Origin of the sequence: Streptomyces sp. NPDC091271 (assembly GCF_044757505.1) — a bacterium.
In the GTDB taxonomy this organism is placed as follows: Bacteria; Actinomycetota; Actinomycetes; order Streptomycetales; family Streptomycetaceae; genus Streptomyces.
Window position 1 is genome coordinate 942,499 of the sequence record NZ_JBIVVD010000001.1, and the last position, 15,179, is coordinate 957,677.

Annotated in this window: 12 protein-coding genes; 10 read left to right on the forward strand and 2 right to left on the reverse strand. The window is 72.9% G+C overall.

Annotated features, from left to right (window positions below; translation table 11 throughout):
* Positions 1 to 5 precede the first annotated feature (5 nt).
* The 5 genes from ACIQM3_RS04605 to nudC all read left to right on the forward strand — a co-directional run bounded on the left by ACIQM3_RS04605 (position 6) and on the right by nudC (position 10,012).
* Positions 6 to 419, forward strand: coding sequence for an MGMT family protein (locus tag ACIQM3_RS04605; protein WP_401618685.1), 414 nt, complete (start codon positions 6 to 8; stop codon positions 417 to 419).
* Between the two features lie 293 nt (positions 420 to 712).
* Positions 713 to 4,069 carry an ATP-dependent helicase gene (locus tag ACIQM3_RS04610; protein WP_401618688.1) on the forward strand — a complete coding sequence of 1,119 codons (3,357 nt, stop codon included), beginning with the start codon at positions 713 to 715 and terminating at the stop codon, positions 4,067 to 4,069.
* A 60-nt stretch (positions 4,070 to 4,129) separates the two neighbouring features.
* Entirely contained in the window at positions 4,130 to 7,615 is a 3,486-nt protein-coding gene (locus tag ACIQM3_RS04615; protein ID WP_401618691.1) for a UvrD-helicase domain-containing protein, read from the forward strand.
* Between the two features lie 10 nt (positions 7,616 to 7,625).
* Positions 7,626 to 9,020 (forward strand): dipeptidase, encoded by a 1,395-nt coding sequence (locus tag ACIQM3_RS04620; protein WP_401618694.1) that lies wholly within the window; start codon positions 7,626 to 7,628, stop codon positions 9,018 to 9,020.
* A gap of 44 nt (positions 9,021 to 9,064) precedes the next feature.
* Entirely contained in the window at positions 9,065 to 10,012 is a 948-nt protein-coding gene (nudC, locus tag ACIQM3_RS04625) for an NAD(+) diphosphatase (protein WP_401618697.1), read from the forward strand.
* A gap of 50 nt (positions 10,013 to 10,062) precedes the next feature.
* Here the strand turns inward: nudC and ACIQM3_RS04630 are convergent, their stop codons facing one another.
* Positions 10,063 to 10,587: a GNAT family N-acetyltransferase gene (locus ACIQM3_RS04630; protein ID WP_401618700.1), complete on the reverse strand. Its 525-nt coding sequence runs from the start codon at positions 10,585 to 10,587 to the stop codon at positions 10,063 to 10,065.
* Positions 10,588 to 10,754: 167 nt separating this feature from the next.
* A complete protein-coding gene (locus ACIQM3_RS04635) occupies positions 10,755 to 11,012 on the reverse strand; it encodes a glutaredoxin domain-containing protein (RefSeq protein ID WP_401618702.1) in 258 nt (85 codons plus the stop codon).
* 183 nt (positions 11,013 to 11,195) lie between these two features.
* Here ACIQM3_RS04635 and ACIQM3_RS04640 point away from each other — a divergent pair, with 183 nt between their 5' ends.
* The 5 genes from ACIQM3_RS04640 to ACIQM3_RS04660 all read left to right on the forward strand — a co-directional run bounded on the left by ACIQM3_RS04640 (position 11,196) and on the right by ACIQM3_RS04660 (position 15,177).
* Complete coding sequence (locus tag ACIQM3_RS04640; RefSeq protein WP_401618704.1) at positions 11,196 to 13,418, forward strand: ATP-dependent DNA helicase UvrD2; 2,223 nt, start codon at positions 11,196 to 11,198, stop codon at positions 13,416 to 13,418.
* Between the two features lie 167 nt (positions 13,419 to 13,585).
* Positions 13,586 to 13,915, forward strand: a complete 330-nt coding sequence (locus ACIQM3_RS04645) for a hypothetical protein (RefSeq protein ID WP_401513951.1) — start codon at positions 13,586 to 13,588, stop codon at positions 13,913 to 13,915.
* Between the two features lie 170 nt (positions 13,916 to 14,085).
* Positions 14,086 to 14,454 (forward strand): WhiB family transcriptional regulator, encoded by a 369-nt coding sequence (locus ACIQM3_RS04650; protein WP_099174590.1) that lies wholly within the window; start codon positions 14,086 to 14,088, stop codon positions 14,452 to 14,454.
* Between the two features lie 17 nt (positions 14,455 to 14,471).
* Positions 14,472 to 14,810 carry a hypothetical protein gene (locus ACIQM3_RS04655; protein ID WP_401618707.1) on the forward strand — a complete coding sequence of 113 codons (339 nt, stop codon included), beginning with the start codon at positions 14,472 to 14,474 and terminating at the stop codon, positions 14,808 to 14,810.
* 154 nt (positions 14,811 to 14,964) lie between these two features.
* The gene (locus ACIQM3_RS04660) at positions 14,965 to 15,177 is read left to right on the forward strand and encodes a hypothetical protein (RefSeq protein ID WP_401618710.1); all 213 of its coding nucleotides are present in this window, start codon (positions 14,965 to 14,967) and stop codon (positions 15,175 to 15,177) included.
* Positions 15,178 to 15,179 lie beyond the last annotated feature (2 nt).

Consider the following 15,179-nt stretch of genomic DNA (forward strand, 5'->3'; position numbering starts at 1 on the left):
GGCGGATGAGCGAAGACCGGACGAGAGGCAGCGGCCGGACCGGGGACGTGCCGCCCCTCCCCGTGACCGCCGAGCTGCCCGTCTACGCCGAGCGGGTCCTGGACGTGGCGGACCTGATCCCGCCCGGCCGGGTCATGACGTACGGCGATGTCGCGGAGTGGCTCGGTGACGGCGGGCCGAGACAGGTCGGCCGGGTGATGGCCCTGTACGGCTCCGCGGCGCCCTGGTGGCGTGTCGTGCGCGCCGACGGACTGCTGCTGCCGGGCCATGAACTGCGGGCGCTCGGCCACTACCGCGAGGAGGGCACGCCGATGAGAGGGGCCCCGCGCGCCGCGGGAGGGCATGTCCCGCGCCTCGACATGAAGCGCGCCAGATGGGACGGCGTGGCCGGTGGTCCGGGCGACGAAGCTCACATCTGACAGCTTCCGCCATCGTGCCCCGCCGGGACAGGCGGCTGGCCGGTGAGAGGGGCTCACCGGTGGGTCCGTATGTGACGGGCGACGCGCCCCACCGCCCGCTGTCCGCCTCGCCGCTGGCGTAGCGTCGTCCACACGCGGCACGCTCCGCTCCCTCATCCGTCCGTCCGTTTCCGTCACGACCGGGCCGCCCGCACCGGGGACCCGTCGGACACCAGCAGGCGTCACACCCGGGCCGTCACCCCATGGCCGGCCACCGCGCAGACCCAGTACACCCACCAGGACCGGCGATCCACGTGAGCTCCTCCTTCACCACCCGGAACAGCCCGCACCGTCAGGCACGGCGGCGGGCCCCGGGCGCGTACCGGCTGGTGCGCACGCCGCCGGGATCCGTGGGCCCCCCTCTCCTGGACGCACCGCAGCGGGCCGTGGTTGACCACCGGGACGGCCCGCTGCTGGTCCTCGCCGGTCCCGGCACGGGCAAGACCACGACGCTGGTCGAGACGGTGGCCCGGCGTGTGGCCCGTGGGACCGACCCCGCGCGCATCCTCGTCCTCACCTTCAGCCGCAAGGCGGCGGTCGAACTCCGCGACCGGATGGCCGCCCGGCTCGGCTCCACCCGGGGCCCGCAGGCCACCACCTTCCACTCGTACTGCTACGCCCTGGTCCGTGCCCACCAGGACGCCGACCTGTTCGCCGATCCGCTGCGCCTGCTCTCCGGGCCGGAGCAGGACGTCACCGTCCGTGAACTCCTCGCCGGACAACTCGGCCTGGAGCAGGCGGGGCTCGCCCATGTCCGCTGGCCGGACGAGCTGCGCGCGTGCCTGACCACCCGGGGCTTCGCCGACGAGGTGCGCGCGGTGCTGGCCCGCAGCCGCGAGCTGGGCCTGGGCCCGGACGCACTGGCCGCCTTCGCCCGCCGCACGGGCCGCCCGGACTGGAGCGCCGCCGCCCAGTTCCTCGCCGAGTACCTGGACGTCCTCGACGCCCAGGGTGTCCTCGACTACGCGGAACTGGTCCACCGGGCGGTCCTGCTCGCCGAACGGCCGGAGGTGGCGGCGGAGCTGGCCCGGAGCTACGACGTGGTCCTCGTCGACGAGTACCAGGACACGGACCCCGCCCAGGTGCGGCTGCTGCACGCGCTGGCCGGGAACCAGGGCGGCGCCGCGCCGGGCACCGGCGGCGGCCGGACACTGATCGCCTTCGGCGACCCCGACCAGTCGATCTACGCCTTCCGGGGCGCCGATGTGAACGGCATCCTCGACTTCCCGGACACCTTCCGCCGTGCCGACGGCGCTCCCGCGCCCGTCGGGGTCCTCACGACCTCCCGCCGCTCCGGCGCGAAGCTGCTCGAGGCCACCCGGCTGCTCACCCGCCGGATGCCGCTCACCCGCCTGCCCTCGGCCAAGGTCCGCGCCCACCGCGAGCTGTCCGCCGTGCGCGGAGGCGGCCGTGTCGAGACGTACACCTACCCGACGCCCTCGACCGAGCTGGAGAACATCGCCGACCTGCTCCGGCGCGCGCACCTGGAAGAGGGCGTGCCCTGGAGGGACATGGCGGTCCTCGTACGCGCCGGCGGGCGTTCGATCCCGGCCGTGCGCCGGGCGCTCACCTCCGCGGGGGTCCCTCTGGAGGTGGACGGCGACGATCTCCCGCTCCGTCACGAGCCTGCGGTCGCCCCGCTCCTGACCGCCCTGCGCACCGTCGCCACGGCGGCCATGCACCCCGCCGCGCCCGAGGACCCGGACGACGGGGCCGGAGCCGGCGGGGAAGCGCGCGGCCCGCTCGACACCGAGACCGCCCTCACCCTTCTCACCTCGCCCCTCGGCTCCATGGACGCCGCCGACCTGCGCCGTCTCGGCCGGGCCCTGCGCGACGAGGAGCGGGCCGCAGGGAACCGCGTACCGCCGCCGTCCGGGGAGCTGCTCGCCCGGGCGCTCGCCGAGCCCGAGCGCCTGGCCACACACGATCCGGCGTACGCCCGCGGAGCGCAGCGGCTCGGCGCGCTCCTGCACACGGCACGTGAACTCCTGGAGAGCGGCGGCACCGCCGAGGAGGCCCTGTGGACCCTGTGGAACGGCACCCCCTGGCCCGGCCGTCTCGAGCGGGCGGCGCTGCGCGGCGGTGCGGGCGGCCGGAACGCCGACCGGGACCTCGACGCCGTATGCGCCCTCTTCGACACCGCGGCACGCGCCGAGGAGCGCACCGGCGGACGCGGCGCGCTCAACTTCCTGGAGGAGGTCGACGCCCAGGACATCGCCGCCGACACCCTGTCCCGGCGGTCCGTGCGGCCCGACGCCGTACGTCTGATGACCGCGCACCGCTCCAAGGGCCTGGAGTGGCGCCTGGTGGTCGTCGCCGGTGTTCAGGAGGGGCTCTGGCCCGACCTGCGCCGCCGGGGATCGCTTCTGGAGGCGGACCGCATCGGGCGCGACGGTCTGGCCGAACCGCTCACCCCGGGGGCGCTCCTGGCCGAGGAGCGCCGCCTCTTCTACGTGGCCGCGACCCGGGCCCGTGAACGCCTGATCGTCACCGCCGTCAAGGCCCCCGCCGACGACGGTGACCAGCCCTCCCGCTTCCTCACCGAGCTCGGCACCGAGCCCCGGGACGTCACCGGACGCCCCCGCCGCCCGCTCGCGGTGGCCTCGCTCGTCGCCGAGCTGAGGGCGACGACCGTCGACCCCGCCGCCTCGGAAGTCCTGCGTGATGCCGCCGCGCAACGGCTCGCCCGGCTCGCGGCGCTCACCGACGACGAGGGCCAGCCGCTCGTGCCCGCGGCCCACCCGTACCGCTGGTGGGGACTCGACGAGCCGACCCGCTCCGAGGTCCCGCTGCGCGACCGGGACCACCCCGTCGCGCTCTCCGGGAGCGCGCTCGACCAGCTGGCCAACACCTGTGCCCTCCAGTGGTTCCTGGGCCGGGAGGTCAAGGCCGACGCCCCGGCGACTGCGGCCCAGGGCTTCGGCAACGTGGTCCACGTGCTCGCGGACGAGGTGGCCTCCGGACGTACGGGCGCCGACCTGGACGTCCTGATGGAGCGCCTGGACTCCGTGTGGGACGGCCTGGTCTTCGACGCGCCCTGGAAGTCGCAGCAGGAGAAGGACCAGGCGCGCGACGCCCTGGAACGCTTCCTGCGCTGGCACGTCATGGACCGCGGGGGCCGTACCCCCACCGCGAGCGAACACGACTTCGACGTCACCCTCGAAGCGGGCGAGTACGCCGTGCGCATCCGGGGCTCCATGGACCGGGTCGAGCAGGACAGTGAGGGCCGGGCGTACGTCGTCGACTTCAAGACCGGCAAGGGGGCGCCGACCAAGGACGAGGTGGCGTCCCACCCCCAGCTGGCCGTGTACCAGCTGGCGGTCAGGGAAGGCGCCGTCGACGAGGTCTTCGACGGCCGCCGTCCCGACGCAGGCGGCGCCGAGCTCGTCCAGCTGCGCCAGCCGGCCCCCAAGAAGGAGGGCGGCGACGCCCTTCCCAAGGTGCAGGCGCAGGAACCCCTCTCCGGGGAATGGGTCTCCGACCTGCTGGCCACGGCCGCCGGCCGGGTCCTGGACGAACGGTTCACCCCCACGACCGGCCAGCACTGCACCCACTGCGCGTTCAAGGCGTCCTGCAGCGCGCAGCCCGAAGGCCGGCAGATCATCGAATGACCGTCCCGGCCGGATCCGTGTGGGACCGCGTTGTCGGTGCGTCCGGTTAGCCTCTCTGGAGTGTCCTCCCGTATCACCGATCCCGAGCAGCTCAAGGAGCTCCTGGGGATCCCCTTCACCCCGGAGCAGACGGCCTGCATCACCGCGCCGCCCGCCCCGCAGGTGATCGTGGCCGGAGCCGGCTCGGGGAAGACCACGGTGATGGCCGCCCGGGTCGTCTGGCTGGTGGGAACCGGGCAGGTCGCCCCGGAGCAGGTCCTCGGCCTGACCTTCACGAACAAGGCCGCCGGTGAGCTCGCCGAGCGGGTCCGCCGGGCCCTCGTCGCTGCCGGGGTCACCGACCCGGACGTCATCGACCCGGACAACCCCCCGGGCGAACCCAGCATCTCCACCTACCACGCGTTCGCCGGACGGCTCCTCACCGACCACGGCCTGCGGATAGGGCTCGAACCCACCACCAGGCTCCTCGCCGACGCCACCCGCTACCAGCTCGCCGCCCGGGTGCTGCGCGAGGCCCCCGGCCCGTACCCGGCTCTCACCCGGTCCTTCCCCACTCTCGTGAGCGACCTGCTGGCCCTGGACGCCGAGCTCGCCGAGCACCTCGTACGGCCCGAACAGCTCGCCGAGCACGACACCGAGCTGCTCCACACCCTGGAGACGGCCAGGCTCACCAACGCCGAGCTGCGCAAGCTCCCCGAGACGGCGGAGGCCCGCCGCGAGCTCCTCCAGCTGACCCGGCGCTACCGGGCGGCCAAGCGCAGCCGGGACCTCCTCGACTTCGGGGACCAGATCGCCCTCTCCGCCGAGCTGGCACTCACCCGGCCCGAGGTCGGTGCCATCCTCCGCGACGAATTCCGGGTGGTCCTGCTCGACGAGTACCAGGACACCTCCGTGGCCCAGCGGCTGCTCCTGGCCGCGCTGTTCGGCGGGGGCGGCGGGAGCGGCACAGCGGGCCACGCGGTCACCGCCGTCGGCGACCCCTGCCAGGCGATCTACGGCTGGCGCGGCGCCTCCGTGGCCAACCTCGACGACTTCCCGCACCACTTCCCGCACGCCGACGGCACCCCGGCCACCCGCTACTCCCTCAGCGAGAACCGCCGCAGCGGCGGCCGTCTCCTCCATCTCGCCAACGGCCTCGCCGAACCCCTGCGCGCCATGCACGAGGGCGTCGAGGCGCTGCGCCCCGCACCCGGAGCCGAGAGGGACGGCACGGTCCGGTGCGCCCTCCTGCGGACCCACGCCGAGGAGATCGACTGGCTCGGCGACTCGCTCGCCCACCTCGTGCGGACGGGGACGGCACCCGGGGAGATCGCCGTCCTGTGCCGGACCGCGGGAGACTTCCCCCGCATCCAGGCCGCCCTCGCCGCCCGGGACATCCCGGTCGAGGTCGTCGGCCTGTCCGGGCTGCTGCACCTCCCCGAGGTCGCCGACCTCGTCGCCGTCTGCGAGGTCCTCCAGGACCCCGGGGCCAACGCCTCCCTGGTCCGGCTGCTCACCGGACCGCGCTGGCGCATCGGACCCCGGGACCTCGCGCTCCTGGGGCGCCGCGCCCGCCTCCTCGTCCACCGCTCCACCGCCGGTGACGACGCCGACCCGGACCAGCGCCTGGCCGAGGCCGTCGAGGGCATCGACCCCGCCGAGGTGATCTCGCTCGCCGACGCCCTCGACACCTTCCTGGAGTCCGGGGGTGCCGAGGACGACCAGCTGCCCTTCTCCGCCGAGGCCCGTGTCCGCTTCGCCCGCCTCGCCACCGAGCTCCGCGACCTCCGCCGCTCGCTGGCCGACCCCCTCATGGACGTACTGCACCGGGTCCTCGCGACCACCGGCCTCGAAGTGGAGCTCTCCGCGTCGCCGCAGGCCCTGGCCGCGCGCCGCCGCGAGACCCTCGCCAACTTCCTGGACGTCGCGGCCGGCTTCGCCGCGGTGGACGGGGAGGCGACCCTGCTCGCCTTCCTCGGCTTCCTGCGCACCGCCGCGCAGTACGAGAAGGGCCTGGACAACGCCCTGCCCGGCGGCGAGAACACCGTGAAGGTCCTCACCGCCCACAAGTCGAAGGGACTGGAATGGGACGTCGTCGCCGTCCCCGGCCTCGTCGGCGGCCAGTTCCCCAGCACACAGTCCCGGGACGCGTGGACCTCGCAGTCCCAGGTCCTCCCGCACGCCCTGCGCGGCGACGCGGCCACGCTCCCCGCCCTCCACTCCTTCGACGCCAAGGGCCTCAAGGCGTTCAAGGAGGAGCTGAAGGGCCATCAGCACACCGAGGAGCTCCGCCTCGGCTACGTCACCTTCACCCGCCCCCGCAGCCTGCTGCTCGGTTCCGGCCACTGGTGGGGCCCGTCCCAGAAGAAGCCCCGCGGCCCGTCCGCGTTCCTCGACGCGCTGTACGAGCACTGCGCGGCCGGCTACGGCGAGATCGAGGCCTGGGCGGACGAGCCCGGGGAGGACGAGGAGAACCCGGCGCTCCAGGAGAAGGACGCCGACCAGGCATGGCCGCTCCCGCTCGACGACGCCGCCATGGCCCGTCGCCGCGCCGCCCGGGACACGGTGCTGGCACACCTGGAGGCCCTGGCGGCCACGCCCGTACCGGATGTGTACGAGGCACAGGAACCGCCCCACGACGACGAGCCCCCGTACGACGACGAGCCCCCGTACGACGACGAGGTGCCGCCGTACGACGAGGCGGACGCCCCGTACGACGACCCGTTCCCGGACGGCGGGCCCGTCGCGGCCGGCGAGGAGGGCCCGCCCCCGGACGGTGGCCAGGGCCCCGAGGGCGCCCCGTCCGGGCGCGGAGCGGCCCCCGCTCCGCACGTACCGGCCGCCCGTGCCCCGGCGGACGAGGCCCTCACCCCGGAGGAGTCCCGCGCCCTCGCCTCCTGGGACCGGGATCTCGACGCCCTCGCCGGTGAGCTGCGCCGCGCCCGTGCGGCGGTGCGCGACGTCGTCGTACCGGCCACGCTCTCCGCCACCCAGCTCCTGCACCTCGCCGACGACCCCGACGGCTTCGCGCGGGAGCTCGCCCGCCCCATGCCCCGCCCCCCGCAGCTCGCCGCCCGCCGGGGGACCCGCTTCCACGCCTGGGTGGAGTCCCGGTTCGAGGAGCTGCCACTGCCCATGCTGGGCCCGGACGAACTCCCCGGGGGCGACGCGAGCGACACGGAGATCGCGGACGAGCGTGACCTCGCCGAGCTCAAGGAGGCCTTCGAGCGCACCGCGTACGCCCGGCGCACTCCGTACCGCGTCGAGACACCGTTCCAGATCACGCTCGGAGGCCGGGTGATCCGCGGCCGGATCGACGCGGTCTACCGCACGGGAGACACGTACGAGATCGTCGACTGGAAGACCAGCCGGCACCGCACGGCCGACCCGCTCCAGCTCGCCGTCTACCGTCTGGCCTGGGCCGAACTGCACGGTCTGCCCCTGGAAGCGGTCGAGGCGACCTTCCTGTACGTGCGTACCGGCGAGACGTCCCGCCCCGCCGGGCTGCCGGGCCGGGAGGAGCTGGAGAAGCTCCTGCTGGACGAGCCACCTCCCCAGGGCCGATAGGCTCATAAGCATGAGCGACACCCCGGACAGCGCCGTCCGTACGTACACCGAGCAGCACCGCGCGGCCTTCCTCGACGACCTCGCCGAGTGGCTGCGCATCCCGTCCGTGTCCGCCCAGCCGGAGCACGACGGGGACGTACGGCGCAGTGCCGAGTGGCTGTCCGACAAGCTTGCGGAGACCGGGTTCCCGGTCACCGAGATCTGGGAGACGCCCGGCGCTCCGGCGGTCTTCGCCGAGTGGCCCTCCCAGGACCCGGACGCACCCGTCGTCCTCGTCTACGGCCACCACGACGTGCAGCCCGCGGCCCGCGAGGACGGCTGGAGCAGCGACCCGTTCGACCCGGTGATCCGCGACGGCAGGATGTACGGACGCGGTGCGGCCGACGACAAGGGCCAGGTGTTCTTCCACGCACTCGGTGTCCGCGCCCACCTCGCCGCGACCGGCCGCACGACCCCCGCCGTGCACCTCAAGCTCCTGGTCGAGGGCGAGGAGGAGTCGGGCTCCCCGCACTTCCGCGCGCTGGCCGAAGAGCGGTCCGCCCGCCTCGCGGCCGACGCCGTGATCGTCTCCGACACCGGCATGTGGGACGAGAACACCCCCACCGTCTGCACCGGCATGCGCGGCCTCGCGGAGTGCGAGATCGAGCTGTACGGCCCGGACCAGGACATCCACTCCGGTTCCTTCGGCGGTGCGGTGCCCAACCCCGCGACCGCACTCGCCCGCCTCGTCGCCGCCCTCCACGACACGGAGGGCAGGGTCGCGGTCCCCGGGTTCTACGACGGCGTCGCCGAGCTCACCGAGACCGAACGCGCCCTCTTCGCCGAGCTGCCCTTCGACGAGGACGTCTGGCTACGCACGGCCGCCTCCCACGCCGCCGCGGGTGAGGCCGGCTACTCCACCCTGGAACGCGTCTGGGCCCGTCCCACCGCCGAGGTCAACGGCATCGGCGGCGGCTACCAGGGGGCGGGCAGCAAGACCGTCATCCCCTCGTCCGCCCTTGCGAAGCTGAGCTTCCGGCTGGTCGCGGGCCAGGACCCGGAGCGGATCCAGGAAGCGGTCCGGACCTGGGCCGAGGACCGCGTCCCGGCCGGCGTCCGCCACCGGATCACGTTCGCCCCCGCCACCCGTCCCTGTCTGACGCCTCTTGACCACCCCGCCCTCCGGGCGGTGACCCGCGCGATGGGCCGGGCCTTCGGGACGAAGATCCTTTTCACCCGTGAGGGGGGTTCGGGCCCTGCCGCCGACCTGCGGGACGTGCTCGGCGCACCCGTCCTCTTCCTGGGTGTCTCCGTACCGTCCGACGGCTGGCACGGCCCCGACGAGAAGGTCGAGCTCGACCTCCTCCTCAAGGGTGTGGAGACCACCGCCCATCTGTGGAGCGAGCTGGCCGACGCACTCCGCTGAATCTCTGAACGCCCGATCCACCCCCGGGGGAGTAGGAAGCACCTGTGAGCACCTTCGACAACGCCACCGCAGACCGCCCGATCGGTCTCACCGCGCCCAGTGGCATCGACCGCGCGGCGCACCACCGGCTCGACGAGGCCTGGCTCGCCGCGGCCTGGAGCCACCCGACGACCAGAGTCTTCGTCGTCTCCGGGGGCCAGGCGCTCATCGACGACACCCCCGAGGGCGGCACCGAGCTCGTCATGACACCCGCCTTCGAGGCGCCCGTCACCGAGACCCACCGCTACTTCCTGGGCACCGACGAGAACGGCGTAAGCTACTTCGCGCTTCAGAAGGACTCCCTTCCGGGCCGCATGGACCAGTCCGCACGGCCCGCCGGTCTCCGTGAGGCCGGGATGCTCCTCGGCCCGCGTGACGCCGGGCTGATGGTGCACGCGGTGGCTCTGGAGAACTGGCAGCGGCTGCACCGCTTCTGCTCACGCTGCGGCGAGCGCACCGTCATCGCGGCGGCCGGGCACATCCGCCGCTGCCAGGCCTGCGGGGCGGAGCACTACCCGCGTACCGACCCCGCCGTGATCATGCTGGTCACGGACGACCAGGACCGTGCTCTGCTGGGACGCCAGGTGCACTGGCCCGAGGGCCGCTTCTCGACCCTCGCCGGCTTCGTCGAGCCGGGGGAGTCGATCGAGCAGTCCGTGGCCCGCGAGGTGTTCGAGGAGGCCGGGGTCGTCGTCGGCGAGGTCGAGTACATCGCCAGCCAGCCCTGGCCGTTCCCCTCCAGCCTGATGCTCGGCTTCATGGCGCGTGCCACCTCGTTCGAGATCGACGTGGACGGCGAGGAGATCGAGGAGGCCCGCTGGTTCTCCCGCGAGGAGCTGACCGCCGCTTTCGACTCGGGTGAAGTGCTGCCCCCGTTCGGCGTCTCGATCGCGGCTCGTCTGATCGAGCTCTGGTACGGCAAGCCGCTCCCCAGGCCGGGCGCCACCGGCTGAGGGCGGACGGACACGGCTACGGCCCCGGGGGGAGTCCGCCCGGGGCCGCTTCAGCGCAGAGCCAGCAGCATCACGTCGTGGAGATCCGCGCTCTCCCCCCACGGCCGCGCCTCGCCGACCTTGCGGTATCCCCACGCCCGGTAGGCGGCCGACGCCGCCGCGCTGCCCGGGTGGACGTTCAGCAGCACCCGCTCGGCATCTACGCCGTCGAGCAGCGTCCCGTGCAGACGACGCGCGACGCCCTGTCCACGCCACGGCCCCCGCACGGCGAGCTCCATGAGCCCGAAGGTGCGGTGCCCGTCCTCTCGCCGCATGTCCTCGGGCACGGGCTCGGTCAGTTCGTCCCACCATCCCGTGCCGGGTCCGAGCGTGAAGCCGTACGCCATGCCGACGGGCTCGCCGTCCTCGCAGCGGGCCAGGACGGCGCGGAAGGTGCGGTCGCGAGCCTGGACGGGGAAGCGGCGGAAGGCGGCGGCGACGTCGTCCTCGCCCTCGTCGTAAGGAGGCTCGGCGAACGCCTCGGCGTAGACCGTTCTGAACGCTTCCTCGGCCCGCACCGCGGCAGATCCGCCCATGCGCTGTACCGTGACGGCCCCTTGCCGTGTCATGTGGCCCCCTTCGGGCGGTTCCGCTGTGCGTCCGCCTCGTTCTCGGCCCGCTGAAACTCCCGGGTACGGGCCGGGGTACACGAAACCCCCGATCAGCTCCAGGCCGATCAGGGGTTGTGCGTGCGTCACGACGGTCAGACGCCGAGCGCCTGCTTCACCTGCGCGAGGCTCGGGTTCGTCATGACGACCTCGGAGCCTCCCTGCGCGGGAACCACCAGAACCGTCGGAACCGTCTGGTTTCCGCCGTTCGCCTTCTCGACGAAGGCTGCCGAGTCCGCGTCCTGCTCGATGTTGACCTCGGTGTACGCGATGCCTTCGCGGTCCATCTGCCCCTTGAGCCGGCGGCAGTAGCCGCACCACGTGGTGCTGTACATCGTCACAGTGCCCGGCATGTCGTCGGCGCTCCTTCGTCTTGTCCGTCTGAATGCGGGACCGTCCGCACGCGCACGCTCCCGCATGGAGGGAACGCACGGGACCTGACCACCATTCCCGCGCCGGCCCCGGCCGGTATGACGAACGGCACCCCCTGTGGACAACCGCCGCGGCTGCCCCTCACGACCTGGCAGCATGGCAGGGTGACAGCAGCAACGCATTCCACCCTCTTCCCACAGGTCCCCGACTCCGCGGACGCCGTGCTGGACGGGCTCGACCCCGAGCAGCGCGAGGTCGCGCTGGCCCTCGGCGGACCCGTGTGCGTGCTGGCCGGGGCCGGGACGGGCAAGACGCGGGCGATCACGCACCGCATCGCCTACGGGGTGCGTGCCGGGATTCTCCAGCCGACCACCGTGCTCGCCGTCACCTTCACCAACCGGGCGGCCGGGGAGATGCGGGGACGGCTCCGCCAGCTCGGAGCCACGGGTGTCCAGGCCCGTACGTTCCACTCCGCGGCCTTGCGCCAGCTCCAGTACTTCTGGCCGAAAGCGGTCGGTGGCGATCTTCCACGCCTCGTGGAGCGCAAGGTCCAGCTGGTCGCCGAGGCCGCGGCCCGCTGCGGGGTCCGGCTCGACCGCAACGAACTGCGGGACACCACCAGCGAGATCGAGTGGGCCAAGGTCACCCAGACCGTCCCCGCCGACTACCCGGCCGCGGTGGCCAAGACCCAGCGGGACGTCCCGCGCGACCCGGCCGAGCTCTCCCAGATCTACGCGATGTACGAGCAGCTGAAGCGCGACAGGTCGGTGATCGACTTCGAGGACGTGCTGCTGCTCACCGTCGGCATCCTCCAGGACCGCCACGACATCGCCGAGCATGTGCGCCGTCAGTACCAGCACTTCGTCGTCGACGAGTACCAGGACGTCAGCCCGCTCCAGCAGCGGCTCCTCGATCTCTGGCTCGGCGACCGGGACGATCTCTGCGTCGTCGGCGACGCCGGTCAGACGATCTACTCCTTCACCGGTGCCACCCCTGACCACCTGCTGAACTTCCGCACCCGTCATCCGGACGCGACGGTGGTCAAGCTGGTGCGCGACTACCGCTCCACGCCCCAGGTCGTCAACTTGGCCAACGGCCTGCTGAGCCAGGCCCGGGGCCGGGCGGCCGAACACCGCCTGGAGCTGGTCTCCCAGCGGGACAAGGGCCCCGAACCGGTCTACACGGAGTACGCGGACGAGCCCGCCGAGGCCGAGGGCACCGCACGCCGGATCCGTGATCTGATCGCCGCCGGCGTCCCGGCCGGTGAGATCGCCGTGCTGTACCGGGTCAATTCCCAGTCCGAGGTCTACGAGCAGGCACTCGCGGACGCGGGCGTGCCCTACCAGCTGCGTGGCGCCGAGCGCTTCTTCGACCGGCCCGAGGTGCGGGAGGCGGGCGTCGCCCTGCGCGGTGCCGCCCGCGCGGGAGGCAACGACGCACTGCTCGACGGCGCCGACGACCTGCCTTCCGAGGTGCGGGCGGTCCTCTCCACCAAGGGATGGACCTCCAAGCCGCCGGCCGGCTCAGGAGCGGTGCGGGACCGCTGGGAGTCCCTCGCCGCCCTGGTGCGCCTGGCCGAGGACTTCGAACAGGCCAAGCCGGGGGCGACGCTCTCCGATCTGGTGGCTGAACTCGACGAGCGGGCCGCCGCCCAGCACGCACCCACGGTCCAGGGCGTCACCCTGGCGTCGCTGCACTCGGCGAAGGGCCTGGAGTGGGATGCCGCGTTCCTCGTCGGGCTGACCGAGGGCATGATGCCCATCGCCTACGCCAAGACGGACGAACAGGTCGAGGAGGAACGCCGCCTGCTGTACGTCGGTGTCACCCGGGCCCGCTTCCACCTCTCGCTGTCCTGGGCGCTGTCCCGGTCGCCGGGCGGCCGGGGGAACCGCCGGGCGACCCGCTTCCTCAACGGGCTGCGGCCCGGCTCGGCCCCGCTCGGCGCACGGGGCGCCGCCGGGGGAGGAGGCGGCATCGACCGCGGCTCCCGCGCGGGCACGGCCGCCGTCGGCACGGAGAGGCCGGCCCGGGCCGGCCGGAGGGGCCCGGTCCGGTGCCGGGTCTGCGGCAAGACGCTCACCGAGGCCGGCGAGATGAAACTGATGCGCTGCGAGGACTGTCCCTCGGACATGGACGAGGGACTGTACGAGCGGCTGCGGGAGTGGCGCGCGGACCGGGCGAAGGAGATCAGCCAGCCCGCGTACTGCGTCTTCACCGACAAGACGCTGATGGCGATCGCCGAGGCCGCGCCGGTCAGCGAGGGGGAGCTCGTCGTCATCGCCGGAGTCGGCAACCGGAAGTTGACCAGGTTCGGGGCCGACGTGCTGGACATCTGCGCAGGTCGGACGGTGGGTCAGGAGCTAGGCGAGGGAGACGGCGACGTGTGAGGAAAACTCGTCGAAAAAATAGTTTGCGCCCACAGCAGTCATCACCATAGGTTCTTAACCACGGGAACAGCGACTTCTCTGAAGCCCTGACTCCGTGCTGTACTTATCCGAATACCGCAGGATCGGCCCCGGCCGGTCCCTTGAGACGCCGAGAGGAGGCGATTGTCGTGATCAGCATCATCAACACCATCAAAATGACCGATCCGTCGGTCGTCTCCACCTGCTCGCTCGGCCTCACGCGCTCTTCGGAGCTCTCGCTTCGTGGCACCGGTGTGTCCGGCATCTCCGTGGTCAGCCCTCTGTCCCTGGCGAGCCTGCCCGTGCGAGAGCGCAATGAGCGACCGACCGAGGCACCGGAAGCAGCAGTAGTGAAGGGACAGGCCTCGGCCTATGCCTTTGCGGCAGCCGCAGCCGGTGCCGGAGCCAAGAAGCAGACGACGCAGCACCACACGATGTGGGCCTTCCGTGGGCCTGAACCCTGGAGTGATCCAGCCTGAGAATAATCAGGCCGGCGCCTTCAGGGCCGCGGAACCCCACTCGGGATCCGCGGCCCTTTTGTTTTGTCCGAACGGATGAGACGAGACGAAGGAACCTCGGGACAGCAGGACCTGGTACCAGCCGCCAACCGGCCAACAGGCCGGCACGACCAGACGAGGACAACGCCACCGTGCAACTCGAGACGCACGCCCCGTCCGTACCGCCTTCCGACACGATCTCCCCGCCCGGCCTCACGGAGGACTCCACCTTGATCCCCCTCACCGCGCTCACCGCGCTCGACGACGCCATCGAGAACCTCGGCGTGCCCGTCCCGTGTCGCTCCTACGACCCGGAGGTCTTCTTCGCCGAGTCCCCGGCCGACGTCGAGTACGCCAAGTCCCTGTGCCGGACCTGCCCGCTGATCGAGGCCTGCCTCGCCGGCGCCAAGGAGCGGCGCGAGCCGTGGGGCGTCTGGGGCGGCGAGCTCTTCGTCCAGGGCGTCGTCGTGGCCCGCAAGCGGCCGCGTGGCCGTCCGCGCAAGAACCCGGTCGCGGCGTGACTCCCGGCCTGGGGGTCATGACCCCCACACGAACGAAGCGCATCGGAACCATCGACCGTCCCCAGACCCATGACCCCCGGAATCAGGCACCAATGACCACCACGACGAGGGAGCCCGTCGGCTCCGCCACCCCGGACGTCACCATCATCGGCGCGAACGACTCGCGTCAGAACAGGACCCGCGAGATGCAACTCATCCCAGAAGCCCTGGCTCGTGCGCATATGCACGACCGCCTGAGGGAAGCCGAGGAGGGACGTCAGGCAGTGCGCCTGGTGGCCGCCCGGCGGATGCAGCGCCGTGCGGAGCGTGCCTCGATGCGCGCCCGCCGCGCGCTCGCCATGGCCGTCATGCACTGACAGCCGCACCAGCAGTACGGCGCACCACGGCTGCCGGGCCACCGCTCGGCCCCTGAGGCAGCCACCCTCCCCATCAGCGGGGCCGGCCCGAACAGGCCGGCCCCGCAGTGCGTTGCGGCGCGCGCCGTGCGGCCCGCGGCGCTATCGTCGCGAGGTGGACGAGGAGACTCATCACCCCGCGGACCCCGCGGACCCGGCCGACGGCCACGTGGCGTGTGCCCGCTGCGGCACCGTCGCCGAGTCGGACCCACCGCCTCCGACGTGGCTCTGCTCCATGGAGAACGGCGCGCGCCAGTACTTCTGTGAGGACTGCGCGCGCACCCACATCAGGGCGATCGAGAGCAGGCTCGACTCAGCCTGGTGGTGACC

Excerpts from the sequence above, each read along its gene's own strand:
- ACIQM3_RS04630 (WP_401618700.1), bottom strand. The coding sequence starts at position 10,587 with ATGGGCGGATCTGCCGCGGTGCGGGCCGAGGAAGCGTTCAGAACGGTC.
- ACIQM3_RS04620 (WP_401618694.1), top strand. The coding sequence starts at position 7,626 with ATGAGCGACACCCCGGACAGCGCCGTCCGTACGTACACCGAGCAGCAC.
- ACIQM3_RS04635 (WP_401618702.1), bottom strand. The coding sequence starts at position 11,012 with ATGCCGGGCACTGTGACGATGTACAGCACCACGTGGTGCGGCTACTGC.
- ACIQM3_RS04655 (WP_401618707.1), top strand. The coding sequence starts at position 14,472 with ATGACCCCCACACGAACGAAGCGCATCGGAACCATCGACCGTCCCCAG.
- ACIQM3_RS04605 (WP_401618685.1), top strand. The coding sequence starts at position 6 with ATGAGCGAAGACCGGACGAGAGGCAGCGGCCGGACCGGGGACGTGCCG.